Genomic DNA, 24,025 nt, shown 5'->3' with positions numbered 1-24,025 from the left:
TGCAGTCGGGCAAGGACAGTTACGGCTACTCACGACTTTGCGCTCATTTTGCATCGTGCTGCGATACCATCGAAGCGTGCGGAACAGACTGCGGCGGCCGCCGCGCGGCGGCCTTCTCCTATTTCATGCGAGACTCCTTGCTACCCGACACGAGTTTGAATTTCCTGCCGGACCACGGCGAGGTCGCGCGGCATCTGGCGCGGCTGGATTGGCACTCGACCTCGATCGGACCGCCCGAGCACTGGCCGCAGAACCTGCGCACGGCGTTGAGCCTGTGTCTGAGTTCGCGTTTCCCCATTCTGTTGTGGTGGGGCGAAGACTTCAGCATTCTGTACAACGATGCCTATATTCCTTTCCTGGGCGCCAGCAAGCATCCTGGCGCGCTGGCGCGGCCGGGCCAGGAATGCTGGCGTGAAATCTGGCCTGAAATCGGGCCCATGCTGGCCGGGGTGTATCGCAGCGGCCAGGCAACGTGGTCCTATGACCAGGAATTCTATTTCGATCGCCACTTGCCGCGGGAAGAGGTCTACGTCACCTTCACCTACGGTCCGATCCTGGCGACCGATGGCGTGACCGTCCAGGGAATTTTCTGCCCCTGCACGGAGACCACCGAAAAGATTGTCAGCGCGCGGCGCCTGGAGATCCTGCGCGAACTGGGCGCGCAGCCGCCGACCGCGGGGCCGGCGGCCACCGCGCGCCGCATCTGCGACGTGTTGGCCCGCAATCCGCGCGACGTGCCGTTCTGCCTGATCTACCGTTGCGGCGATTCGGCCTTCGAGCTGCTGTCCGCCACCGGCGCGGACGGCCAGGCGCGCGCCGCCGCCCATTGGCCGCTGGAGCAGGTTGCCAGCACGGGCGAGCCGCAGACCGTCGAGCTGGCGTCCCGGGCGCTGGCCCTGCCTGGCGGCCCCTGGCCCGATCGGGCCGAATGGGCGCGCATTTTGCCGATCCGCTGGACGGCGGACGGCTCGGTCTCCGGCATCATGGTGCTCGGGGTCAGCGCGCGTCGGCCGCTGGACGGCGCGTACCGCGATTTTTTCGACCTCGTCGCCCGGCATTCGGCCAGCGCCATCGCCAGCGCCGTCGCCTATGAAGAGGAGGCCCGGCGCGCCGAGGCGCTGGCGGAGCTGGATCGGGCCAAGACGACCTTTTTCTCGAACGTCAGCCACGAATTCCGCACGCCACTCACGTTGATCCTGGGCCCGTTGGAACAGGCTTTGGCCGAGCCGCGGGCAAGCCTCGGCCACGAGACGCTCGAGTTGCTGTTCCGCAATGCGCTGCGGCTGCAGAAGCTGGTGAATTCGCTGCTGGACTTCTCGCGCATCGAAGGCGGGGGCATGGTCGCGCGCCTCGAGCCGACCGACCTGGCGCGCGCCACCCTCGATCACGCCAGCGCATTCCGATCCGCGATCGAGGGCGCCGGCCTCACACTGTCGGTGCAGTGCGACGCGCTGCCCGAGGTCTACGTCGACCGCGACTGGTACGAGCGGATCGTGTTGAACCTGCTGTCCAACGCGTTCAAGTACACCTTGCGGGGCGCGATTGACGTGACCTTGCGCGATGGCGGGAACGAGGTCGTGCTGTCCGTGCGCGATACCGGCGTCGGCATCGAGCAGGCCGATCTGGCCAGAATCTTCCAGCGCTTTCAGCGGGGGCACAGCTCCGCCGCCAGAAGCCATGAGGGGTCGGGCATCGGCCTGGCGCTGGTGCACGAATTGGTGAAGCTGCAGGGCGGGGTCATCACCGTCGAGAGCGAGCCCGGTGTCGGTAGCCGGTTCATCGTCACGCTGCCCAAGAGGCAGGCGCCGAGCGCGGCCGGCGAACGGTCGCATGAGCCGGGCGGGCCACATCAGCCAGGCGAGCCGCGGGAGCCACAAGGGCCGCGCCTGGGCCGCGCGGCCCTCCAGGCGCGTCAGGAGGCGTCGCGCTGGCTGGCCAACGCATCCCCGTTGTCCGTGTCCGTGGCAACGGGCGACCGCCCACGCATACTCTGCGTCGATGACAACGCCGATCTGCGCGAATACCTGCGCGGCCTGTTGGCGCAGGACTATGACCTGACGATCGCCGCCGACGGCCAGACGGCGTTGCGCGATGCGCGGCAGGTTCCGCCCGACCTGGTCATCACCGACATCATGATGCCGGGCATGGACGGCCTGACGCTGTTGCAGGCGTTGCGCAGCGATGCGCGAACGCGCACGGTGCCGGTGATCCTGTTATCGGCGCGCGCCGGCCAGGAAGCGCGTGTCGAGGGGATGGACGCCGGGGCCGACGACTACCTCGTCAAGCCGTTCTCGCCGGCCGAACTGCGAGCGCGCGTGGGCGCGCATTTGCGCTTGTCGTTGCTGCGGCAGGAAACCCAGGCGGCGCTGCGCGACGCCAACGAGCGCAAGGACGAATTCCTTGCCATGCTGGCCCATGAGTTGCGCAATCCGTTGGCGCCCCTGCACAACGGATTGCAACTGTTGCTGCGCGCGCGCGCCGGCGAAGCGGATGTCCGGCGCATCCATGAGATGCTGGCGCGCCAGGTCAGCCACATCGCAAGGCTGGTCGATGACCTGCTGGATATCGCCCGCATCAACAGCGGCAAGATACTGCTGCGAAAGGCTCCCGTGGACCTGGTGGCGCTGCTGCGCAATGCCCTGGAAGCGAGCCGCGGCGTGATCGACGCGGCCGGGCACGCGCTCAGCGTGACGCTGCCCGCCGAGCCGGTGATGGCCGAGGCCGATGCGGTGCGCCTGACGCAGGTGGTTTCCAATCTGCTCAACAACGCGGCCAAATATACCGACCGTGGCGGCCACATCACCCTGAGTGGGGCGTGCGATGGCCGGGGCAAGTTCGTCCTGTCGGTCCGCGATAATGGCCGCGGCATTCCCGTGGACATGCTGACGCGCGTCTTCGAACCGTTCGTCCAGGTCGATGGGCGTCGCGGATCCGGGGGGCTGGGCGTCGGCCTGACGCTGGTGGCGCGCTTGGTGGCCTTGCACGGCGGCAGCGTGCAGGCCCATAGCGCGGGGCCGGGAACGGGCAGCGAAATCGTGGTTCGCCTGCCCGTTCAGGGCGGCGCGTCGCAGGCGTTGCCGCAAACGGACGGCGCGGACACGCCAGGGCGTGCGCCGGGCCGGATCCTGGTGGTGGACGACAATCCCGATTCCGGGGATACGACGGCCATGGTGCTCGAGAGCTTTGGCGCGCAGGTCCGGATCGCGCGCAACGGGGCCGAAGCGCTCGCCATGCTGGTCGATTTTGCGCCGCACGTCATGCTGGTGGACATCGGCATGCCGGACATCGATGGCTATGAGGTGGCGCGGCGCGTGCGCGCAGGCCCGGCGGGGCAGGACATTGCGCTGATTGCCATGACGGGCTGGGGGCAGGACGAAGACCGGCGCCGTTCGCAGGAGGCGGGTTTCGATCACCACCTGGTCAAGCCGGTTGATTTTTCCGTCCTGGAGCGCATGCTGATTGCCTTGTCGCAACAGCGCGCACGGGCGGCGGAACCGGGCGACCGCGCGCGCTAGGCGGCATGCCGCGCGGGTTATTGACGCCCTGCGCGAGCGCTGGGCGGCCGCGCGGGCGGCCTGTCAGATCGACGATTGCCTCATTCGCGCCGACAGCGCCTGCGCGCTTTCCTTGCGCTCGCTATAGCGGTCCGTCAGGTACGGCGAGGCGTCGCGGGTGAGCAGCGTGAACTTCATCAGTTCTTCGACCACGTCGACGATGCGGTCATAGTACGGAGAAGGCTTCATGCGGCCAGCCTCGTCGAACTCCTGGTAGGCCTTGGCGACCGACGATTGGTTGGGGATGGTCAGCATGCGCATCCAGCGGCCCAGGATGCGCATCTGGTTCACCGCGTTGAAGGACTGCGAGCCGCCGGATACCTGCATGACGGCGAGCGTCTTGCCCTGGGTCGGCCGCACGGCGCCGACCGACAGCGGAATCCAGTCGATCTGCGTCTTCATCAGGCCGGTCATGGCGCCGTGGCGCTCGGGCGAGCACCAGACCATGCCCTCGGCCCACTGGACCAGCGCGTGCAGTTCCCGCACCTTGGGGTGGTCTTCGCTGCCGGCGTCATCGACCAGCGGCAGCCCGGAGGGGTCGAACAGGCGGGTCTCGCCGCCCAGCGCGCGCAGCAGCCGCGCGGCTTCCTCGGCCACCAGGCGGCTGTAGGAGCGCTCGCGCAAAGAGCCGTACAGCAGCAGGAATCGCGGCGCATGGGCGGCGCGTTCGGGCGTCAACAGGCGCGCCCGGTCCGGCGCCTCGAACCGCGCGGCGTCGAGGTTGGGAAGATCGGAGTGCGGCTTGGAATGCATGCAATGCCTCGTGATGCGTGGTGGAATCTCAGTGTGGGCGCCGCGGTGTGGGCAACGCCAGCCATGGCTCAGCGCCGTCGGGGGCCGGCGTCGTACCAGCCCTTGCTCTGGTTGACCACGCGCACCACCAGCAGCATTACCGGCACCTCGATCAGCACGCCCACCACCGTGGCCAGCGCCGCGCCGGACTGGAAGCCGAACAGGCTGATCGCGGCCGCCACGGCAAGCTCGAAGAAGTTGGACGCGCCGATCAGGGCCGACGGGCCGGCGATCTCGTGGCGTTCGCCGACGCGGCGGTTCAGCCAGTACGCCAGGCCCGAATTGAACAGCACCTGGATCAGGATCGGCACCGCCAGCATGGCGATCACCAGCGGCTGGGCCAGGATCGCGCCGCCCTGAAAGGCGAACAGCAGCACCAGCGTCAGCAGCAGCGCCGCCATGGAGAACGGCGCGATCCGGGCCAGGGCCGCGTCGAAGGCCGCCTGGCCGCGCCGTTGCAGCGCGCGGCGCCACAACTGCGCGAGGATGACCGGAATGACGATGTACAAGCCCACCGACACCAGCAGCGTGTCCCACGGCACGGTGATGGCCGACAGGCCCAGCAGCAGGCCGACCACGGGCGCGAAGGCGAACACCATGATGGCGTCGTTGAGCGCGACCTGCGACAGCGTGAACGTCGCGTCGCCGCCGGTCAGCCGGCTCCAGACGAACACCATGGCGGTGCAGGGGGCCGCGGCCAGCAGGATCAGGCCGGCGATGTAGCTGTCGAGCTGGTCGGCCGGCAGCCACGGCGCGAACACCTGGCGGATGAAGACCCAGCCCAGCAACGCCATCGAGAACGGCTTGACCGCCCAGTTGATGAACAGCGTCACGCCGATGCCGCGCCAGTGGCGGCCAACCTGGCGCATCGCGCCGAAGTCGACCTTGAGCAGCATCGGGATGATCATCACCCAGATCAGCAATCCCACCGGCAGATTGACCTGGGCGACCTCGAGCCGGCCGATGGCCTGGAACAGGGACGGCATGAGTTGCCCGAGCGCGATGCCCAGCACGATGCAGAGCACGACCCAGAGCGTGAGATAGCGCTCGAAAACACTCAGCCCCGCGGGCGGCCGCCGGACGGCCGCCTGCTGTCTGGAAAGCGACATGGCTTTACTCCCGCGAGGCGCCGATGCCGCGCAGCTCGGCCTGCAGCGACAGGGCGTCGAGCTTGTCCAGCGGCAGGGACAGGAACAGTTCGATGCGGCGCTTGAGCGTGCGCGCGGCGTCGTGGAAGGCCTTCAGGCGGCGCGCCTCGTCGCCGGTCTCGGCCGCGGGGTCGGGAACGCCCCAGTGCGCCGTGGCCGGACGGCCCGGCCAGATGGGGCAGGCTTCGCCGGCGGCGTTGTCGCAGACGGTGATGATGAAGTCCATCGTCGGCGCGCCGGGGCCCGCGAATTCATCCCAGGGCTTGCTGCGGTAGCCGTCGGCCGGCAGCGAATAGGCCTGGAGCGTGGCGAGCGCGAGCGGATGGACCTCGCCCTTGGGCGCGCTGCCCGCGGAGTAGGCGCGGAAGCGCTCCCCGCCCAGGCCTCTGAGCAGGCCTTCGGCCAGGATCGAGCGGGCGGAATTGCCGGTGCAGAGAAACAGCACGTTGAACGGAACGGATGACATGGGGATAACTCCTGGTCAGCAGGTAGTGCAGGCGCCGGGATCGGTGAGGTCGCAGGGGGCGCCCTGGCAGCAGTGTTCGGTGAGATAGCCGAGCAGGCCATTCATGCGCGAGTAGTCGGCGCGGTAGATCAGGTTGCGGCCCTGTTGTTCGACCGTGACCAGGCCGGCGTGCGCCAGCGCCTTCAGGTGGAACGAGAGCGCATTGCGGGCGATGCCCAATTGCTCCGCGAGCACGCTGGGGGTAAGGCCTGGCAGGCCGGCCACGACCAGCGCGCGGAAGGTGCGCAGGCGCTGGGCGTGGGCGAGGGCGCCGAGGGCGGAGATGGCTTGGTCTTCATTCATGATTCGATAATACAACGATTATTGAATCATTGTGGATTTTTTTTCCGGCGCGATGCGGCCGGTATCCGGCGCGCTTAGCGCGCCGCGCCGAACCACCGTCGCAGCCCGCGATTCAGAGGTGTGGAATAGCCGAGCGACACCAGCGCGCCCAGCAGGCACGAGCCGATGACGCACGCCAGCAGCAGGCCGAGCCTGGCATCCCCCGGATATTGCGCGGGCGGCAGCCAGGTGCGCAGCAGGCCCAGCACGAGCAGATGCAGCAGGTAGATCTCGTAGCAGTCGCGGCCGCAGCGCGCCAGCAGGCGTCGTGCCAGGCCGGGCGAAGGCGGGGGCGTCATGGGTCGGCCGAGCAGCAGCACGGCTGAGCCCAGCGCCATTGCGCTGGCGCCCAGGACGTTGCTCTGGCTGATCGGCCACGCGAGGTAGAGCGCGGCCATGGCGAAGCCGGCAAGCGGACGAACCCAGGGCTGCCGCAACGCCGGCATCGCCTGCCGTTGCCACAGCACCGCGGCGCAGCAGCCGATGGCGATGGCGTCGAAGCAGGCCAGATAGCCGTAGAGGTACGCCTCGCTCTCGCCCTGGTTGGCGAGGCGATAGAGCGGGCCTGCCACGATCAGCAGCGCGGCCAGCGTCCGCAACCCCGCGCCAGGCCGCAGCCACGCGCAGGCCAGCGGAAACAGCAGGTAGAAGGCCATCTCCACCGACAGCGACCACATCACGCCCAGCGCGTAGTTGATCCATCCTTCGCGGATGACCAGCACGTTCATCCAGGCGCCGAGGGCGGCGGCGTTGGCGGTCCAGAGCGACACCGCGCTGCCTGCGCGGTTGGCGAACAGTGGCAGGCCGGCCAGCGCCAGCGCATCGACGGCCAGCAGCGTCAGCGCCAGCGTGGGCACGATCCGCGCCAGTCGCAAGCGCCAGAACGAGGCAGGCCGGATGGCGTTCAAGCTGCCCCAGCGCTCGAGCGCATTGCGGGTGATCAGGAACCCCGAGATGACAAAGAAGATCGTCACCCCGTAGTTGCCATTGCGCGCGATGGCGTGCAGCAGCGGCCAGCCGATAACGCCGGCCAGCGCCGTGTCGCGCAGCGGATAGGCGATGTTGAAATGATGCAGCAGCACCAGCAGGATCGACAGGCCGCGCAGCATGTCGATGGCGTCATCGCGGGGGGCGGCGTTCATGCTCGGCGCCGGCCTACTGGCGGGGCGCGTCGGCCATGGCTGGCCACTCGCGCAACAGCTCGTCGCGGGCGCGCAGGCCGGCATTGGGCCGGGTCGCTTTCTCGTCCTGCAGCAGGCGGGCGAACACCAGTTGGCGGCCGTCCTTGCGCGCCCAGCCGACGAACCAGCCGTAGGCGTTGTCCGGCGTGTAGACGCCGTTGCTGCCCGGCGAGCCGGTGCCGGTCTTGCCATACAGGCGCCAGCCGCCGGCCTCGCCGGCGTCGAACAGCGTCTCGGCCAGATCGTAGGCCGCGGGCTTGAGCGGCAATTGGCGGTTGACCAGCTTGCGCAGGAACGCCAGTTGCTCCAGCGGCGAAATGCGCAGCGACGAGTTGATCCACGCGCCGTCCAGGCCGTTGTGCTTGCCGGGCTCGCCCGAGACGTCCTCGTTGCCGTACTGGAAGGCCGAGGCGTAGCGCTGGAAGCGCTCCTGCCCCAGCGCCCGGGCGGTCAGTTGTGAGTACCAGACCACCGAATACTTGATCCAGCGCGCCGGGTCCGTCGGCTGGCGCCAGGCGTCGCCGCCCCAGTCGGGGTAGCCCGGCTGGTAGTTCCAGACTGGCGCGTGCGCGCCTTGCAGGATGCCCGCGTCCGCGCCCATCAGCGCGATCGGCAGCTTGAAGGTCGAGGCGGGCGTGTAGCGCTCGGCGCAGGCCGCCTGCGTGCCTTGCTGGAACACGATGCGGCCGTCGGCCGCGTCGGCCACCACGGTGCACAAAACCGCCGCGCGGGCGGGGGCGCCGGCCAGCGCGAACAGGGACAGGGCCGCGCCCAGGGCGCGCAGAGGGAGTCGGAGGGGCATGATCGATGAAGCGTGGTGGGGAAAAACGGAAGGTGCGTTCAGGCGCGGTCGGCGCGGCCGTCGAGCAGGACCAGCGTCAGGTCGCGGTCGTCGATGTGGATCCGCATGGCCAGGCAGCGTCCGGCCTCGGTCGAGGCGCCGGTCTTGGACAGGCGGATGTCCCAGCCTTGCGCGCCGACCAGCGGATTGGTGTTGCGATAGCGCAGCGAGTCGCCGGCGGCGTGCACCGTCTCGGCGGGGGTGGTGGTGTCGCGCGCGATCTGCGGATACGCGGCGGCCGCGCTGACGATGCGGCCGACGTCGGCGGCGCTGGCGCGATTGGCGGGCGACAGGCCGGTCGGCTCTTCCAGCGTGGTGTGTTCCAGATGCAGCGCCGCGGTCTTGCGCCGCAGGGCCTGGGCGAAGGCCGCCTCGCCACCTGGATAGGTGCGGGCCAGGGCGTGGGCGGCGCGGTTGTCCGAGGCCATCAGCGCCAGCCTGAGCAGCGTGTCCAGCGTCACGCTGGCGCCCACCGGCAGCGGCGAGGCGGCGCCCGCGGCGGTGGCGCGCGCGTCGCGCTCATCGATGCGGATGGCGCGCGACAGGTCCGGCGCGGTGTCCAGCACCACCATGGCGGTCATCAGCTTGGTCAGCGAGGCGATCGGCACGGCCTCGTTCTCGGCGCGGCCGAGCAGGGTGGCGCCGGAGCGGGTGTCCTGCACCAGTACGTGGGAGGCGCCGCTGGCCGAGATCAGCGCCTGGACCGCGGGCAGCCGCGCCATGAGGCGTTGCGCCTCCTGCGCGGACAGCGGCTGCGCCGGCCCCGTCGTCAGCGCCGACCAGGCGCCAAACCCTGCCAACGCGCACGACATGGCCAGCACGGGCAGGGCCACCGCGCGGCGGGCGGCGAGCGTGTCGGGTCGGACCAGGCGGCGGATGCGGTCGAGCAGGTCGCCGTCGCGCGCGGCGGGCGCCACCGGCGCCGGCGCTTCGTTGGCGCGCTCCAGGGCGTGGAGGGCCCGCGCCAGCGGCATGGGACCGCCGATCAGCGCCGCGGCCATCTGGTCGGCGATGCGCTCGCGTTCGATCCGCAGGCGGCGCGACAGCCACCAGATCGACGGATGGAAGAACAACAGCACCTCGGCCGCGTGCTGCAGCAGGTTCACCAGGTAATCGTGGCGCCGCACGTGGGCCAGCTCATGCGCCAGCAGCGCGGCCAGCAGGTCCGCCGGCATGCCGGTGACGAGCGAGGCCGGCACCAGGATCACCGGCTTGAGCCAGCCGGCGGTGACCGGCGTGGACAGGTTGCGCGCCACGCGCAGGCCGACCGCCCGCGACAGCCGCAGGCGGCGCGCCATGTCCGCCACGCGCGCCTGCCAGGCGGGATCCTGCCAGGGCTGGCTGGCGCGCAGCACGCCGCGCAACCAGCCCAGTCCGAACAGCAGCCGCAGCGCCGCCAGCGCGCTGCCGGCCAGCCAGGCCAGCGCCAGCCATAGCGGCCAGGCCGTGGCGGTCGTTTCCGCCGTGGGCGCGGCCGCGGCGGGCAGCGGGGCCGGCGGGCCGCGCCAGGCGAGCGCCACGTCGGCCACGCCGATGCCCACGCCGGCGAACAGCGCCGCGCCCAGCAGCAGGTAGCGCAGCCGGGCATCGTGGGGGCGCGTCAGCGTCAGCAGCGCCAGCGTGGCGGCGTGCAGGCACAGGATTTTCCAGGCCAGCGCCGGCAGGCTGCCGCCGAGGGTCCAGGCCGTGGCGAGCAGGAAGTCGGTCACAGCTTGTCGTCGCGCAGCAGGGCTTCGATTTCCGCGCGTTCCTTTTTGCTGACGTGGCCTTCGCGCAGCGCGGCCAGCACCAGCGCCTTGCCGGAGCCGGCGAAGGCCTTGCCGATCAGGTCCTTGATGAGGCCGCCCTGGGTCGCCTTCTGGCTCTGGGCGGCGGCGTAGACGTGCGAGCGTTCGCTTTCGTCGCGCGTCAGCAGGCCCTTGCCGTGCATGATCTGCATCAGCCGCAGCACGTTGGCGTAGGTCAGGCCGTCGCGCCCGGCGGCCATCGCGGCGTGGACCTGCTTGACGGTGGCGGGACCGGTTTCCCAGAGCGCCTGCAACACGTCGAGTTCGGCGCTGGTGGGCTTGGCGGTGGCGGAAGGGGAGACGGTCATGAAGCGGGGAAGTCGACAAAAAGTCGATCTAGAATAAATGTTCTAGAAAAGTTTGTCTACTTCCGCTTCTTTCGCGGCTCCTTTCGCTCCTTTCGCTTCTTTAGCCACCGACCCGCCACCGATGCGCCGGGCCGGCAAGGCTTCAGCGCGACAGCCGGGGATTGAACGCGTCGTTCAATGCGTCGCCCAGCAGGTTCAGCGACAGCACCGTCAGGATGATGGACACGCCCGGCAGCGCCGCCAGGTACCAGGCCGTGCGCAGCATCTCGCGGGCGTCGCCGATCATGCTGCCCCACGACACCGCGTTGGGATCGCCCATGTTCATGAACGACAGCGCCGATTCCATCAGGATGGCGTTGGCCACCAGGACCGAGGTGGTCACGATCACCGGCGGCAGCGCATTGGGCAGGATTTCGAGCAGGGCGATGCGGGCGTGGCTGAAACCCAGGCTGCGCGCCGCCTGCACGAATTCGGATTCGCGCAGGGTGCGGAACTCGGCCCGCACCAGCCGCGCCACCACGGGCCAGGAGGCGACCCCGATGGACAGCGCGATCACCGTCACCGAGGGGCGGGCGATCGCCACGATCACCACCACCAGCAAAAAGGCGGGGATGGTCTGCAGCAGCTCGGTCACGCGCATCAGCGCCACGTCGACCCAGCCGCCGAAGTAGCCGGCCGCCGCGCCGATGGCGATGCCGATCACCAGGCTCAGCAGCGCCGCGGTGACGCCCACCGTGAGCGACACTCGCGCGCCATGCGCCAGGCCGGCGGCCACGTCGCGGCCCATGGTGTCGGTGCCGAGCCAGAATTCATGGTCCTGCCCGGGCCACAGAATGGGCGGCCCGACCATGTCGAGCGGATCGTGCGGAAAGATCCACGGCGCGGTGGCCGCGGCCAGCAGGATCAAGAGCAGCAGCAGCGCGCCGGCCACGGCGGCCGGGTTGGCCAGCAGGCGGCCCAGCGCGCCGCGGCGCAGGCGGGGCAGAGGAGCGCTGGGCGCCGGCGCGGAAGCGGATTGAGCGGTCATGGCGAGTCGGGAAATGAAGGAGTCAGCGCACGCGGATGCGCGGGTCGAGCAAGGTCTGCAGCAGGTCGACGAGGATGTTGGCCAGGATCACCAGCAGCGACGACAGCACCAGGATGCCCAGCAGCACCACGAAGTCGCGCGCCATCACGGACTCGTAGGCCAGGCGGCCCAGGCCGGGCCAACTGAACACCGTCTCCACCACCACGGCGCCGCCCAGCAGCGTGCCGACGTTCAGGCCGGCCACGGTGGTGACCGGGATGAGCGCGTTGCGCAGCACGTGACGCAGCGCTACCGCGCGCGGCGTCAGGCCCTTGGCGTGGGCGGTGCGGACGAAGTCCTGGCGGTTCACCTCGAGCATCGAGGCGCGCGTGAGACGGGCGAAGATGGCCACGTAGAAGCCGGTCAGCGCCAGTGTCGGCAGCACCAGGTGGCGCGCCACGTCCAGCGCGTGAGCCCAGCCCGTGGCGCCCGAGCCGATGGTGGATACGCCGCCGGGCGGCAGCCAGCCCAGCTTGACCGAGAGCAGGATGATGGCCATCAGCCCGAGCCAGAAGCCGGGCGTGGAATACAGCAGCAGCGCCGCCAGCGACAGCACGCGGTCGAGCCAGCGGCCGGCAAAGCTGGCCATGACCGCGCCCAATGCGATGCCGGCCGCCAGCGCGCACGCCAACGCGCTGCCCATCAGCAGCACGGTGTTGCCCAACCGGCTGAAGATCAGCTCCGACACCGGCAGGTTGTAGCGCGGCGACACGCCCAGGTTGAGCGTGGCCAGGTCCCGCAGATAGGCGCCCAGTTGTTGCAGCACCGGCTGGTCCAGCCCGAAGTGGCTGCGCAGCGCAGCCATGCTGGCCTCGGTGGCCGAACCGGACTCCGCCGCGATCACGTCGGCGGCATCGCCAGGCACCGCCTGCAGCAGGAAGAAACTGAGCAGCACGACGCCGATGACGGTCGGCACCGCTTGCAGCAGCGACCGTCCCAGGACCCGCAATGAACGATGCGCCGTCATGGCTGCAGATAGACGTCGGCCAGATTGGACTCGACGCCGTCGGCCGTCAGCGAGTGGTCATGCACGCGCTGGTTGGCGATGGTGATGAATTCCGGCTGGTACAGGTTCAGGTCGGGGACCTCGCGCGCCACGATCTGCTGGAACTCCTTGAAAAGCTGCACGCGGCGGGCCGGGTCGTTCTCGACCGCGGCGGCTTCCAGCAACTGGTCCACCTTCGGGTTCTGGTAATGCGTGCCATTGGAGAACGGCACTCCCTTGATGAAGTTCTTCGACCAGTACAGCCGCTGCACGCCGACGGTGGGGTCGAACAGGTTGCTGGCGCCGTTGGTGGTGAAGGCGAAGTCGCGGTCGGTGTAGACGCGCTTGATGAAGGCCGAGGCGTCCTGGGCCCGCACCGTCACCGCGATGCCGACGCGCGCCAGCGTGGTGCGCAGGTAGTCGGCCAGGCGCGGGCCGTCGGCGCCGATCGGGTTGTAGTCCAGCGTCACGCGAAAGCGCACGCCGTCGGCGCCCTTGGGATAGCCGGCCTCGTCCAGCAATGCGTTGGCGCGCTTGAGATCGAAGGGGTAGGGCGTGGGCGTCGGGTCGTTGTAGGTCTTCAGGCCGGGCGCGATGGGCGAATACGCCACCTGGCCGACGCCGTAGTTCACCACCTTCAGGATGACGTTGCGGTCGACGGCGTGGGCCACCGCCTGGCGCACCTTCTCATTCTTGAAGTGCGGATCGTCCAGATTGAATTCCAGGCGCGTCACGTTGTAGGAGTAGCTGTTGCCCTTGGTCTCGAAGCGCAGCGACGGCACGGCCTTCAGGCGCGCTAGGTCGGCCAGCGGCACGGGCGTGCGGTAGCCCAGGTCGGCCGTGCCGGTCTCGAAGGCGATGGCGGCCGCGGCCGGGTCGGCGACGATGCGCACGATCAGGCGGTCGATGTAGGGCTTGGGCTTGTCCCAGTAGTCCGGGTTGCGCTCGTAGACGATATGGCTGCCGCGCACCCATTCCTTGAACTTGTACGGGCCGGTGCCGATCGGCGCCGAGGTGGCCGGATTGGTCAGCGGATCGGTGCCTTCGTAGATGTGCTTGGGGATGATCGGCGTTTCGGTCGCGACGAAGGCGCGGATCAGGTAGGGCGCCGGCTTGGACAGGCGCAGCACCACGGTGTGGTCGTCCGGCGTCTCGATGGCGGTGACGTTGGCGAAGGTGTTGCGGCCGCGCGGGTGGATCTTCTTGAGCAGCTCGATGGAGAAAGCCACGTCCGCCGCCGTGAACGGCTTGCCGTCATGCCACTTGACGCCCTGGCGCAGCGTGAAGGTGTACACGGTGCCGTCGGGGCTGATGTTCCAGGCGGTGGCAAGCTGAGGTTCGGGAGTCAGGTCGTAGTCGTATTTGAGCAGGCCTTCGGTGACCTTGGCGCTGACGCTCAGGATCGGCGTGGCGACGTTGCCCACGGTGACGAGCGCGGTGGGTTCGGACGGCAGCAGCAGCGTCAGCGTGCCGCCGCGGGCGGGTTCTGCGTGGGTGTACGGGCTGGCGGCCAGCAGCAGGCCGGCAAGGGTCAGGCTGAGAAAGGAACGGCGGGTTGGCTTCATGATCGTCGGGCAGGGAAATGATGAGGGCCCCGGGGCGCGCCCGGGGCGGGATGGAAGGGACGTGCTCAGGTGCCGGTGTGCTGGTAGGCGCTGCCGGCCTGCTCCGCGCTGACCAGGCCGTAGCGCACGTCGCGTTCGACGCGCGCGGCGTCGCGGCGGGCCGGGTCGCCCAGGCCGCCGCCGCCCGGGGTGTGCACCACCAGGCGTTCGCCGGCCGGGACCAGTTGGCGGCCCTTGGCGCGCAGACTCGCGCCGCCGACCAGCCCCAGGGCGCCGCCGGCGCCGGCGTGCCCGCCAAGCGCGCCGCGGGCCGGATGCACCACGCGGTCGAAGGCGGCGGCGATGATCATGGCCGCCTGCGGATCCGCGTGGCGCACCACGATGGTCTGGCCGAGGCCGCCGCGCACCGTGCCCGGACCGCCGGAATCGGCGCGGTATTCCTTCTGTTCGAACACCAGCGGATTGGCGCTTTCCAGGATCTCCAGCGACACGTTGCGCACGCCGCTGGGATACGAAGTGACGGACAGCCCGTCCTTGCCGGGCCGGGCGCCGGTGCCGCCGGTGGAGAAACTGACCGCATTGAAGCGCGGACCCGCCAGCAACGCCCGCTGTTCATCCTGCGTGGCGCCGGCCAGCGGCTCGCCGCCGACCAGGTGCAGGTTCCACAGCGACGAGGCGCCCTCGGCCGGCACCTGGTCGGGCCGCGCCTGGCGCAGCGCGCCGAACACGGCGTCGGGCAGCAACTGGCCGATGATGTGGCGCGCCGTCACCGCGGCCGGGAAGCGGGCGTTCAGGATCGAGCCTTCGGGCGCGGCCACTTCCACCAGCGACAGCGAGCCGGCGTTGTTGGGCACGTCGGCGCCGATCAGGCAGCGGATGCCGAACGAGGTGTAGGCGTCGGTATAGGCCTTGACCACGTTGATGCCGCGCGCCACGCTGGGCGAAGTGCCGTCGAAGTCCACCAGGATCTTGCCATCCCGCACCGTCACGCTCGCCTGCAGCGTGATCGGCGCGTCGTAGCCATCGATCCCCAGCGTGTTGTGCCAGGTGCCCTGCGGCCATTGCGCGATGGCCTGGCGCATGGCTCGCGCCGATTGCTCGATGATGTAGCCGCCCAGCGATTCCAGGTCGCCCAACTGGAACTCGGTCAACAGCGACTTCAGGCGGCGCCCGCCGATGTCGTTGCAGGCCACCAGCGCGTACAGGTCGCCCTCGACCTGTTCCGGTTCGCGCACATTGGCGCGGATGATGGCCAGCACGCCCGGGTCGACCTGGTGCTGGTGGAAGAAGCGCAGGATCGGCAGGAACAGGCCTTCGTGGTAGACCTCCAGGCCGTCGGCGCTGCTGCCGATGCCGCCGATGTCGATCACGTGCAGGGTCGAGGCGAACAGCGCCACCAGGGCGCCGTCATGGAACACCGGCGACACCATGGTCATATCGAACAGGTGGCCGGTGCCCTTCCACGGATCGTTGGTCAGCAGCACGTCGCCGTCCTTCAGGGTCTCCGGCGGGAACACCTTGAGAAAGTGCTTGACCGATTCGGCCATGGCGTTGACGTGGCCGGGCGTGCCGGTGACGGCCTGGGCGATCATGCGGCCGTCGGGCAGGAACACGCCGGCCGACAGGTCGCCGGCTTCGCGCGTGGCGGTGCCGAAGGCCGAGCGGATCAGCACCTGGGCCTGTTCCTCCACTACCGACAGCAGGCGATTCCAGGCCAGTTGAAAGCGGATGCGTTGCTGGGGCGTGGGTTGCGCGGTGCTCATGCGGGGTCCTTTGCGGCGCGCGCGGCGGCCGCCTTGATATCGTCCAGCACCAGCGAGCCGAGCCGGCTGCGCCGCGCTTCGAAGCCCGCGGGCACGAAAGTGGTGGTCTCGTCTTCCACGACGAGGGCGGGGCCGGTCAGCTTCTGCTCGGCGTCCAGCGCCTGGCGTTCGTAGGTCGGCACCTCGATCCAGTCGTTGCGGTCGAAGTCGTAGAGCCGGCGCGTGCCGGCCTGGCGCGCCGCCGTGGCCGGGCCTCTGGCGATGTGGTCACGCGGCCGCGCGCGGCGCTCGCCGGCCTGGGCGGCGACCGACCAACTGACGGCCTCGGGCGCCACGTGCGGCAGGCTGCGGCCGTACAGTTGGGCATAGCGTTCGGCGAAGGCCGCGCCCAGCCGCGCGCTGGCGGCGGCGTCGAAGGGGCCGTCCGGCAGGTCCACGGCAATCTCGTGGCCCTGGCCGCTGTAGCGCATGAAGACCACCCGCTTGTGGCTCAGCGGCGCTTCGGGCGCGGCGCGCCGCACCACGGTGTCGACCCCGGCGGTCAGCTCGTCCAGCAGGCGCTGCACCGCGGCATGGTCGATGTCGGCCAGGCGCTGGTGGAAGCTGCGCACCGCCTGGTAGGCGATCGGCGCCCACAGGAAGCCCACGGCCGACCCCACGCCAGCCGATTCCGGGATGATGACGCGGCCGATGCCGAGCTTGCGCGCCAGGCCGGCGGCATGCAGCGGCGCGGCGCCGCCGAAGGCGATCAGGGTGTGTTCCTCGGCCGCCTTGCCCAGCTCGGAAGCATGCACGCGGGCGGCGTTGGCCATGTTCTCGCTGACCACCTCGATGATGGCCTGGGCGGCCTGCGGCGCTTCCAGCCCGGCGGGGCGCGCCAGGTGGGTCTCGATGGCATGGCGCGCGCGCTCGGGTTGCAGGCTGACCTTGCCGACGGCAAAGCGTTCCGGCGTGACGGTGCCGATCAGCGCGTGGGCATCGGTGACGGTGGGCAGTTCGCCGCCATTGCCATACGCGGCGGGGCCGGGCGACGAGCCGGCGCTGTCCGGGCCGACCTGCACCACGCCCAGGTGGTTGACGCGCGCGATCGAGCCGCCGCCGGCGCCGATCTCCACCATCTCGATCACCGGGATGCGGATCGGCAGGCCCGAGCCCTTCAGGTGACGGTGCACGCGGCCGAATTCGAAGCTGCGGCTGACCTGCGGCTCGAAGTCGTCGATGTAGCAGATCTTGGCCGTGGTGCCGCCCATGTCGAACGACAGCGCGCGCGCCGCGCCGGTCTGTTCGGCGATGTGTTGGGCCAGGATCGCGCCGCCCGCCGGTCCGGACTCCACCAGCCGCACCGGCTCGTCGATGCCGGTCTGCAAGGTGGCGATGGCGCCGCCCGAGGTCATCAGGAACGGCTCGTCGCGCAGTCCGCGTTGGCGCGCCGCGTCGTTCAGCCGGCGCAGGTAGCCGGACACCTGCGGCTGCACGTAGGCGTTGGCGCTGACGGTGGACAGGCGCGGATACTCGCGGATCTCGGCGCAGACGTCGGAAGACAGCGACACCCAAAGCTGCGGCGCGTGTTGCTTGAGCAGCGCGCGGATGCGGCGTTCGTGGCCGGGATGGGCGTAGCTGTGCAGCAGGCACACCGCCACGCTCTCGATGCCGGCGCGGGTCAGTTCCCCGGCCAGCGCGATCACCTGGGCCTCGTCCAGCGGCGTCAGCACCTGGCCGTGCGCATCGACGCGCTCGGTGACGCCGAAGCGCCAGGGCCGCGGCACCAGCGGTTCGGGCTTGTCCAGGAAGATGTCGTACTGCGCGAAGCGGTCTTCCAGGCCGATCTCGACCAGGTCGCGGAAACCCGCGGTCGTCAGCAGCGCGGTGCGGGCGCCCTTGCGCTCGATCAGCGCATTGGTGGCCAGCGTGGTGCCCAGGATCAGGAGGTCGACCCGCGGCCACGCCAGGCCGGCCTGGCCGAGCAGCTCTTCGATGCCTTGCAGCACCGCGGTTTCGGGCGCGTCGGGCGTGGTCAGCAGCTTGGCCGACCAGCGTTGTGGTTCCTGTTCGAGGACGATATCGGTGAACGTGCCGCCGACGTCGACGGCAACGCGCACCGGCGCCGTCGAGGCGGACTCAGAGGGGGAGTGGGACATGTGGGCAGGGGAGGAAAAAGCGCAGGGGTCTCGCGGAGCGCCGGCAGGCGGGCTTTGCAAAAGACCGATCCTAAGCAGTCAGGGCGGCTGCCAGAAGGACGTTTTTCGCATGTCGATATGCGGATTTCGTGCCAGCCGGCCTTGGCGCCGGGCAATCTGGCGATCGGCGATCTGCTGATCGCCGATCGGTCGGGCGGGCGTGTTATTCCGCGCCGTCGCGGTCCATCGACCGCAATGGTTGCGGAATCCGATAGCGCTGGCCGTCGAATTTCAGCGTGCGCGGCGTCTTGCCCTTGTCGACGACTTTTTCCTCGCAATCGCCGCGCACCACGGCCGCCCGGCTCGACTCGCGCGATTCACTCGTGGCGATGTCGCGGTATCCCTGCGTGACCGTGTCGGCCATGGACAGGGTCACGGCGCGGCTGGTGAATCTCCCCGCGCAGTTGGTGTCCCATTCGCCGCTCGAGCGCGCGACGGACAAGCCATCGAGCACCATCGCCAGGCCCTTGGGGCCGATGTCGAACAGGCGCAGGCTGGTTTCGTCGAAGGGGTTGGCGCGCGAGGCGCCGACGCGCGAGATGCGCAAGCCGAAGGCGCGGCGGCCGGGCGCGAGGTCGTAGCGGGCGGTGTCGAAGGACACGCTGGTCAGGCGTACCGCATCGTCCGACATCAGTCCTTGCAGCCGGATGTCATGACGGATTTCCAGGGAGGAGCTGTCCAGCACCAGGATCCGCAGGTCGCCGGTGTGGCCGTCGTCCTGGTTCGGCGTGTCCTGCATCAGCGGAATCGCCGCCAGCAGAAGGCCAGGCTGGGCCGGCCAGGTCTTGCACGTCACGGCGAAGGGTTCGCCGTCGTCGGCGTCGGCGATCCGGATGACGATATTGTCCCGCCCGAGGCGCAGGTTGCCTTCGCCGTCGGGGGCGGGCGCCTCGGGGTAGGCCATGCGCACGACAGCCGCGGCCTGCGGGCAGGCGCCACGGGCGGCCTGCGCGGCGCCGGGGACGAGCAGGGCGGCCAGCGCCAGCGGCGCGGCAAGGACCAGATGACGGATCATGAGGGGGATCTCTTGGTTTATTGCACGTGGGTGGGCGTGGCGGCGCGCGAGGCCTGCGTGGGCATCGCTTCTTGTGCCAGGGTGCCCGGTTCGGTGGCGGACGGCCGCAGCACGACCGTGTGCTGGGCGTCGTTGGCGCCCAGCTTGGGCAGGTCGGCGGGCCGCGCGGCCAGGGTCGCGAACGGTCCGCCGCCGGCGGCGGGCAGGCCGTCCAGCGTCAGGGTGGCCGCCCAGACGCCGCCGCGGCGCGACAGCACCTGGTAGCGCTGCGGGCCACCGGCCATGCGCGCCACCACGTACAAGGTGCCGTCGATGAGATGGATGGCCGGCGGCGAGGCGGCTTCGGCGTCGAGCCTGGCCGGCTTGCCGTGCTCCACCAGCCAGAGCGGTCCGTCGGCGCGTTCCAGGATCGCCACGATCACATTGCCCTGCGCATCGGCGTCGATGGCGGGCCGGCCGATGTAGGGCACGCCCAGGTCGGTCGGCGCGCTCCATTCCATGTCCAGGTCGGTGGTGTCGCCGGTTTCTTCCAGCCGCGTCAGGTGATTGTTGGCGCGCTGGCGGAAATAGAGTTCGACGCGGTGCTCGTGGTTGCGGATCGCGGCCAGCCCGCCGGCGGCCTGGGGGGCCTGCACGCGGCGCCAGGAATGCCACTCGGGGCGTTGGCCCTTGGGCGCCGGCAATTGGCGTGTGTAGAACAGTTGGCCGCCGCCAGCCGATGCGAACACGATGTAGCGGCCGTCATCGCCGCGCACGACCGCCGGCGCGCCGGTGGCGCCGTCCAGGGGCGGCAGGCTCTGCCACGGCGCCCAACTGCCGTCGATGCCGGACGGCGCGATCCAGTGCAGCAGGCCGTCGTAGCCGAGCGCCACCGCGGCGGCCTCGCCGCGCGGCGCCACGGCCGGGATCTGGCTGACGCGCACGCCGGCCAGGGCCTGCCAGCCCTGCCAGGTGCCGTCGTGGCGCTGTTTGTTGGCCCACACGCCGCCCAGCGGATCGCGCGCCATCAGGCCGGCGGTGCCGTCGGCATGCCCGAATGTCACCAGCGGGCCGCTGGTGCGCCCGCCCAGGCTCTGCCAGCGGCGCTGGCCCGCGTCCCAGCGGTTGGCGGCCGCGTTGGTCTCGCCGGCGGCGAATACCACCAGGCCGTTGCGGCCGTCCGGATAGATCTGCGGCGGCATGTCCTGGCGCGAGACGTAATACGCGCGCTGCACCCAGGCGGCCGCGGGCCCGGCGGGCTCCTTGCAGCCGGTGGGGCCTGCGCAATAGTGATAGTCGTTCCAGGCGTAGTGCTGGAAGATCACCGATTTGCTGGCGATCTCGTTGTCGGCGAGGTTGCTGGCGCGTTCCTGGCTGGGGTAGTCGATGTAGCCGGTCTCGGCGTAGTTGCCGGGCGCGCGCAGCATGGCGGCGCGGACCAGCCGCGCGCTGGCGATATGGTCGGGATGCCCGTGGCCGGCGCAGCGCCAGCACAGTTGCGTGTATGGCACGCTGATGGTGTCGTCCAGGTGCCGCACCGTGGTCGGCTGGTACTGGCGGATCAGTTCGGCCAGGGTGTCGATCAGTTGTTCGCGCGAGTAGACCTCCGGATACGGCCCCAGCGTGTCCACCGTCTGTCCCGGTTCCGATTCCGTGCGGCTCAGCGGCGTGAGGCTGCCCCAGCCCTTGCCCAGCCACGGGTCCTTCAGCCGCAGATGCCACAGTTGCACGCGCGGATTGCCGGACAGGGTGAAACGCGCGATCTGGCGCGGGCCCGCATGGCCGGCGCTTTCCTTCCACAGGTCGGGCTGGCGCGCCATGTAGGCATAGGCCGCGCGCACGCCGCGCTCCCGGCCCAGCATGTAGGTGTCGCCCTCGCCGGCATCGCTGGCGGTCAGGTAGACCACCCGCACGCAGCCGCCCGCCGCGATGTTGGAGGCGATGTCCGGATTCATGAACAGCAGGTCGTCATCCAGGTGGGCGACGAAGGCCAGGTCCTTGATGCCATTGCACTGCGCCAGGGTGGGCGGGGCGGCGAACGCGGCGGAGCAGGCCAGGCAGGCGAGCAGCAGCGCCTGGCCGAAAAAGGAAAGCAAGGTCGTGAGGGTCCGCGTCAAAGGGGCGTCGCTCCGATAGGCCGGGGTATGAAACCACCGATTGCGGGCATCTTAGCAAGTTCGGCCCGCAGGATCACGCCTGCGGTCATTTGCTAATCGCCGATCTGTCGTTAGCCATCGCCCCGCGCCGGCTTAGCATCGGCGCCATGACCGAACTCCTGCGCATCCAGAACCTCACCGTCGACCTGCCGGCGGGCGCCGACCGGCGCCACGCGATTCACGACCTGTCCCTGTCCGTCAACGCCGGCGAGATCGTTTGCGTCGTCGGCGAGAGCGGATCCGGGAAATCGCTGACCGCCGGCGCCATCCTGGGCCTGCTGCCGCAGGGCGTGCGCGCCAGCGGCGGGCAGGTGCTGTGGGAAGGCGAGGACCTGCTGCGCCTGTCCCCGGCCGCCATGCGCCGCCTGCGCGGCCAGCGCATCGGCATGATCTTCCAGGAGCCGATGACGGCGCTCAATCCGCTGCGCACCATCGGCGACCAGATCGGCGAGGTCTTCCGCACCCACACGCGCCTGCCAGGCGGCGAAATCCGGCGGCGAACGCTCGGGTTGCTCGACTCGGTGCGCCTGCCTGATCCCGCCCATGCGTTCAGCGCCTATCCGCACGAACTGTCCGGCGGCCAGCGCCAGCGCGCCATGATCGCCATGGCGCTGGCGCTGGAGCCGGCGCTGCTGATCGCCGACGAGCCGACCACGGCGCTCGATGTCACCACGCAGGCGCAGATCCTGAGCCTGATACACGACCTGCAACGCCGCCGCGGCACCGCGGTGCTGTTCATTACCCACGACTTCGGCGTGGTGGCGGAGATCGCCGACCGCGTCGCGGTCATGCAGCGCGGCGAGCTGGTGGAGAGCGGCCGCGCCGAGGAGGTGCTCAGGCATCCGCGCCATCCCTATACCCGGGCCCTGATCGCGGCCGTGCCGCCCTTGGCGCCGGCAGCCGCGCGCGCCCCGGGCGCCCCGGAAAAGCCCGCCATTCTCACCACGGACGGATTGTCCAAGACCTATCGCAAGCGCGGCTGGTTCGGCCAGCCCGGGCGGGTGACCCACGCGCTGGACGGGGTGTCATTGACGTTGCGCGAAGGCGGCACGCTCGGCATCGTCGGCGAAAGCGGTTCGGGCAAATCCACCCTGGCGCGTACCCTGCTGGGGCTCTTGCCGCCGGATGCCGGCGCCATCACGCTGGCCGGGGAACCGCTGGCGTTCAAGGGCGCCGCCGCGCGGCGCGCGCACGCCCGGCGGGTGCAGATGGTGTTCCAGGACCCCTATGGCTCGCTCAACCCGCGCCAGCGCGTCGGCGAGATCGTCGCGCGCGGCCCCATCGTGCATGGCGCGCCTCGGCGCGAGGCCTGGGCCCAGGCGCGGGAGTTGTTCGAACTGGTCGGCCTGTCGCCGGACGCGATCAATCGCTATCCGCACGAGTTCTCGGGCGGACAGCGCCAGCGCGTGGGACTGGCGCGGGCCCTGGCGATGCGGCCGCGCGTACTGATCGCCGACGAGCCGGTGTCGGCGCTGGACGTGTCGGTCCAGGCCCAGGTGCTGGCGCTGCTGGCGCGCCTGCGCGAGCAACTGGGCCTGTCGATCCTGTTCATCACCCACGACCTGCGGGTCGCGGCGCAGGTGTGCGACCACGTCGCGGTGATGAAGGACGGCAAGGTGGTGGAAGCGGGGCCTTGCGCCGAGGTCTTCGGCCAGCCGTCGCATTCCTATACCCAGGCATTGCTGGCGGCGGTGCCGGGCCGGGGTTGGGATCCCGCCGGGGCCGCCGCGCGGCGGGCAGCATAGCGGCTTTGGCCGGATACGGCATTCGCGGTATAACCGACTGATGCCGTGCCGCGTTTCACGCGCCTCGCGCGAGACGCTCCCTCCACGGCGGGAGATTGCCCATGCCCGACATCGTCCAATTGCGTCCGGAGGGTCTGTACTGCGCCGCGGGCCAGTTCTACATCGACCCCTGGCGCCCCGTGGACGTCGCCGTTCTCACGCATGGCCATGGCGACCACGCGCGCGCCGGCATGGGTTGCTACCACACCAGCGCCGAAGGCCTGCCGATCCTGCAATGGCGCCTGCGCGAACAGGATTACCGCGCCCACGCCTACGGCGAGCCGTTCACGCTGGGCCGGGCGCGGGTTTCGCTGCATTCCGCGGGCCACGTGCTGGGCTCCGCGCAAGTGCGCATCGAAGTTGACGGCCAGGTCTGGGTCGTGTCGGGCGACTACAAGCGGCAGCCCGATCCCACCTGTGCGCCGTTCGAGGTGGTGCCGTGCGACACCTTCATCACCGAAGCCACCTTCGGCCTGCCGATCTATCGCTGGCCGGACACCGCGGAAGTGGCGCGCGACATCGTGCAGTGGCGCGACCATTGCGCCGCGCGCGGCGAGGCGGCCATTCTCTACTGCTACGCGCTGGGCAAGGCGCAGCGGGTGCTGGCCGAGTTGATGCCGTTCGTCGACCGGCCCGTCTACCTGCATGGCGCGATTGCCGCGGGCGTGGACGTCTACCGCGAGGCCGGCATCGCGCTGCCCGACACGCGCCTGGTCATCGAGGCGGACGGCGCGCCGGCGGCCGCGGGCACGGGATTTGCTGGCGAGCTGGTGCTGGCGCCGCCGTCGGCGGCCGGCAGCGCGTGGCTGCGGCGCTTCCGCAAGGCGCAGCACGGTTTCGCGTCTGGCTGGATGCGGTTGCGCGGCAACCGGCGCCGGCGCAACATGGACCGGGGCTTCGTCGTTTCTGACCACGCCGACTGGCCCGACCTGCTGCGCACGATCCGCCAGACGGGCGCGCGCCGCGTCATCGCCACGCATGGCGACACCGACGCGCTGGTGCGCACGTTGAATGAATCGGGCATCGCCGCCGAGACGCTGGCCACGCAATATGGCGAAGACGACTAGCACGGCGCGC

General features: G+C 70.2%; 18 protein-coding genes. 3 read left to right on the top strand and 15 right to left on the bottom strand.

Going from position 1 to position 24,025, the window contains the following annotated elements:
• Positions 1-155: 155 nt before the first annotated feature.
• Positions 156-3,515, top strand: coding sequence for an ATP-binding protein (locus AAID08_RS24135; protein ID WP_395756981.1), 3,360 nt, complete (start codon positions 156-158; stop codon positions 3,513-3,515).
• A gap of 63 nt (positions 3,516-3,578) precedes the next feature.
• On the opposite strand, the gene arsH is transcribed toward AAID08_RS24135, so the two are convergent.
• From arsH to AAID08_RS24060, 15 genes are all read right to left on the bottom strand, one after another.
• Positions 3,579-4,307 (bottom strand): arsenical resistance protein ArsH, encoded by a 729-nt coding sequence (gene arsH, locus AAID08_RS24130; RefSeq protein WP_175142656.1) that lies wholly within the window; start codon positions 4,305-4,307, stop codon positions 3,579-3,581.
• Between the two features lie 68 nt (positions 4,308-4,375).
• Positions 4,376-5,455, bottom strand: coding sequence for an ACR3 family arsenite efflux transporter (gene arsB / locus AAID08_RS24125; RefSeq protein ID WP_395756980.1), 1,080 nt, complete (start codon positions 5,453-5,455; stop codon positions 4,376-4,378).
• Between the two features lie 4 nt (positions 5,456-5,459).
• A complete protein-coding gene (locus AAID08_RS24120) occupies positions 5,460-5,960 on the bottom strand; it encodes an arsenate reductase ArsC (RefSeq protein WP_395756979.1) in 501 nt (166 codons plus the stop codon).
• Positions 5,961-5,975: 15 nt separating this feature from the next.
• Positions 5,976-6,302: an ArsR/SmtB family transcription factor gene (locus tag AAID08_RS24115; protein WP_395756978.1), complete on the bottom strand. Its 327-nt coding sequence runs from the start codon at positions 6,300-6,302 to the stop codon at positions 5,976-5,978.
• Positions 6,303-6,376: 74 nt separating this feature from the next.
• Positions 6,377-7,483 (bottom strand): acyltransferase family protein, encoded by a 1,107-nt coding sequence (locus tag AAID08_RS24110; RefSeq protein ID WP_372414235.1) that lies wholly within the window; start codon positions 7,481-7,483, stop codon positions 6,377-6,379.
• Between the two features lie 13 nt (positions 7,484-7,496).
• The gene (gene blaOXA, locus AAID08_RS24105; RefSeq protein WP_175167125.1) at positions 7,497-8,324 is read right to left on the bottom strand and encodes an OXA-364 family class D beta-lactamase; all 828 of its coding nucleotides are present in this window, start codon (positions 8,322-8,324) and stop codon (positions 7,497-7,499) included.
• A 38-nt stretch (positions 8,325-8,362) separates the two neighbouring features.
• Positions 8,363-10,072: a M56 family metallopeptidase gene (locus AAID08_RS24100; protein WP_336234865.1), complete on the bottom strand. Its 1,710-nt coding sequence runs from the start codon at positions 10,070-10,072 to the stop codon at positions 8,363-8,365.
• Positions 10,069-10,458, bottom strand: a complete 390-nt coding sequence (locus AAID08_RS24095) for a BlaI/MecI/CopY family transcriptional regulator (RefSeq protein WP_054500787.1) — start codon at positions 10,456-10,458, stop codon at positions 10,069-10,071. Before AAID08_RS24095 ends, AAID08_RS24100 begins: the two co-directional genes overlap by 4 nt.
• Positions 10,459-10,600: 142 nt before the next feature.
• Positions 10,601-11,485 (bottom strand): ABC transporter permease, encoded by an 885-nt coding sequence (locus tag AAID08_RS24090; RefSeq protein ID WP_175167127.1) that lies wholly within the window; start codon positions 11,483-11,485, stop codon positions 10,601-10,603.
• 22 nt (positions 11,486-11,507) lie between these two features.
• The gene (locus AAID08_RS24085; protein ID WP_054500789.1) at positions 11,508-12,491 is read right to left on the bottom strand and encodes an ABC transporter permease; all 984 of its coding nucleotides are present in this window, start codon (positions 12,489-12,491) and stop codon (positions 11,508-11,510) included.
• Positions 12,488-14,074 (bottom strand): ABC transporter substrate-binding protein, encoded by a 1,587-nt coding sequence (locus tag AAID08_RS24080; protein ID WP_054500790.1) that lies wholly within the window; start codon positions 14,072-14,074, stop codon positions 12,488-12,490. The genes AAID08_RS24085 and AAID08_RS24080 overlap by 4 nt, the downstream gene beginning before the upstream one ends.
• A 65-nt stretch (positions 14,075-14,139) precedes the next feature.
• Positions 14,140-15,837, bottom strand: coding sequence for a hydantoinase B/oxoprolinase family protein (locus AAID08_RS24075; RefSeq protein WP_343718567.1), 1,698 nt, complete (start codon positions 15,835-15,837; stop codon positions 14,140-14,142).
• Positions 15,834-17,975 (bottom strand): hydantoinase/oxoprolinase family protein, encoded by a 2,142-nt coding sequence (locus AAID08_RS24070; protein ID WP_395756977.1) that lies wholly within the window; start codon positions 17,973-17,975, stop codon positions 15,834-15,836. Before AAID08_RS24070 ends, AAID08_RS24075 begins: the two co-directional genes overlap by 4 nt.
• Positions 17,976-18,177: 202 nt before the next feature.
• Entirely contained in the window at positions 18,178-19,029 is an 852-nt protein-coding gene (locus tag AAID08_RS24065; RefSeq protein WP_054500793.1) for a hypothetical protein, read from the bottom strand.
• Positions 19,030-19,046: 17 nt separating this feature from the next.
• Positions 19,047-21,104 carry a PIG-L family deacetylase gene (locus AAID08_RS24060; protein ID WP_240806434.1) on the bottom strand — a complete coding sequence of 686 codons (2,058 nt, stop codon included), beginning with the start codon at positions 21,102-21,104 and terminating at the stop codon, positions 19,047-19,049.
• Positions 21,105-21,271: 167 nt separating this feature from the next.
• Between AAID08_RS24060 and AAID08_RS24055 the strand changes: the two genes are divergently transcribed.
• Together AAID08_RS24055 and AAID08_RS24050 are read left to right on the top strand one after the other, a co-directional pair.
• Positions 21,272-22,909, top strand: coding sequence for an ABC transporter ATP-binding protein (locus AAID08_RS24055; protein ID WP_144655450.1), 1,638 nt, complete (start codon positions 21,272-21,274; stop codon positions 22,907-22,909).
• A 101-nt stretch (positions 22,910-23,010) separates the two neighbouring features.
• On the top strand, positions 23,011-24,015 hold the full coding sequence (locus AAID08_RS24050; protein WP_054500796.1) for a ligase-associated DNA damage response exonuclease: 1,005 nt from the start codon (positions 23,011-23,013) through the stop codon (positions 24,013-24,015).
• Positions 24,016-24,025 lie beyond the last annotated feature (10 nt).

The organism is Achromobacter sp. EB05, assembly GCF_044232075.1.
Classification (GTDB): Bacteria; Pseudomonadota; Gammaproteobacteria; order Burkholderiales; family Burkholderiaceae_B; genus Achromobacter; species Achromobacter dolens.
Note: the sequence above shows the minus strand (reverse complement) of the source record. Positions and strands in the feature narration are given on the sequence as shown.

Coding starts and splice junctions, on each gene's coding strand:
- AAID08_RS24070 (WP_395756977.1), bottom strand. CDS start 17,975: ATGTCCCACTCCCCCTCTGAGTCCGCCTCGACGGCGCCGGTGCGCGTT.
- AAID08_RS24090 (WP_175167127.1), bottom strand. CDS start 11,485: ATGACCGCTCAATCCGCTTCCGCGCCGGCGCCCAGCGCTCCTCTGCCC.
- AAID08_RS24095 (WP_054500787.1), bottom strand. CDS start 10,458: ATGACCGTCTCCCCTTCCGCCACCGCCAAGCCCACCAGCGCCGAACTC.
- AAID08_RS24075 (WP_343718567.1), bottom strand. CDS start 15,837: ATGAGCACCGCGCAACCCACGCCCCAGCAACGCATCCGCTTTCAACTG.
- AAID08_RS24110 (WP_372414235.1), bottom strand. CDS start 7,483: ATGAACGCCGCCCCCCGCGATGACGCCATCGACATGCTGCGCGGCCTG.
- AAID08_RS24120 (WP_395756979.1), bottom strand. CDS start 5,960: ATGTCATCCGTTCCGTTCAACGTGCTGTTTCTCTGCACCGGCAATTCC.
- AAID08_RS24050 (WP_054500796.1), top strand. CDS start 23,011: ATGCCCGACATCGTCCAATTGCGTCCGGAGGGTCTGTACTGCGCCGCG.
- AAID08_RS24085 (WP_054500789.1), bottom strand. CDS start 12,491: ATGACGGCGCATCGTTCATTGCGGGTCCTGGGACGGTCGCTGCTGCAA.
- arsH (WP_175142656.1), bottom strand. CDS start 4,307: ATGCATTCCAAGCCGCACTCCGATCTTCCCAACCTCGACGCCGCGCGG.
- blaOXA (WP_175167125.1), bottom strand. CDS start 8,324: ATGCCCCTCCGACTCCCTCTGCGCGCCCTGGGCGCGGCCCTGTCCCTG.
- AAID08_RS24080 (WP_054500790.1), bottom strand. CDS start 14,074: ATGAAGCCAACCCGCCGTTCCTTTCTCAGCCTGACCCTTGCCGGCCTG.
- arsB (WP_395756980.1), bottom strand. CDS start 5,455: ATGTCGCTTTCCAGACAGCAGGCGGCCGTCCGGCGGCCGCCCGCGGGG.
- AAID08_RS24115 (WP_395756978.1), bottom strand. CDS start 6,302: ATGAATGAAGACCAAGCCATCTCCGCCCTCGGCGCCCTCGCCCACGCC.
- AAID08_RS24065 (WP_054500793.1), bottom strand. CDS start 19,029: ATGATCCGTCATCTGGTCCTTGCCGCGCCGCTGGCGCTGGCCGCCCTG.
- AAID08_RS24055 (WP_144655450.1), top strand. CDS start 21,272: ATGACCGAACTCCTGCGCATCCAGAACCTCACCGTCGACCTGCCGGCG.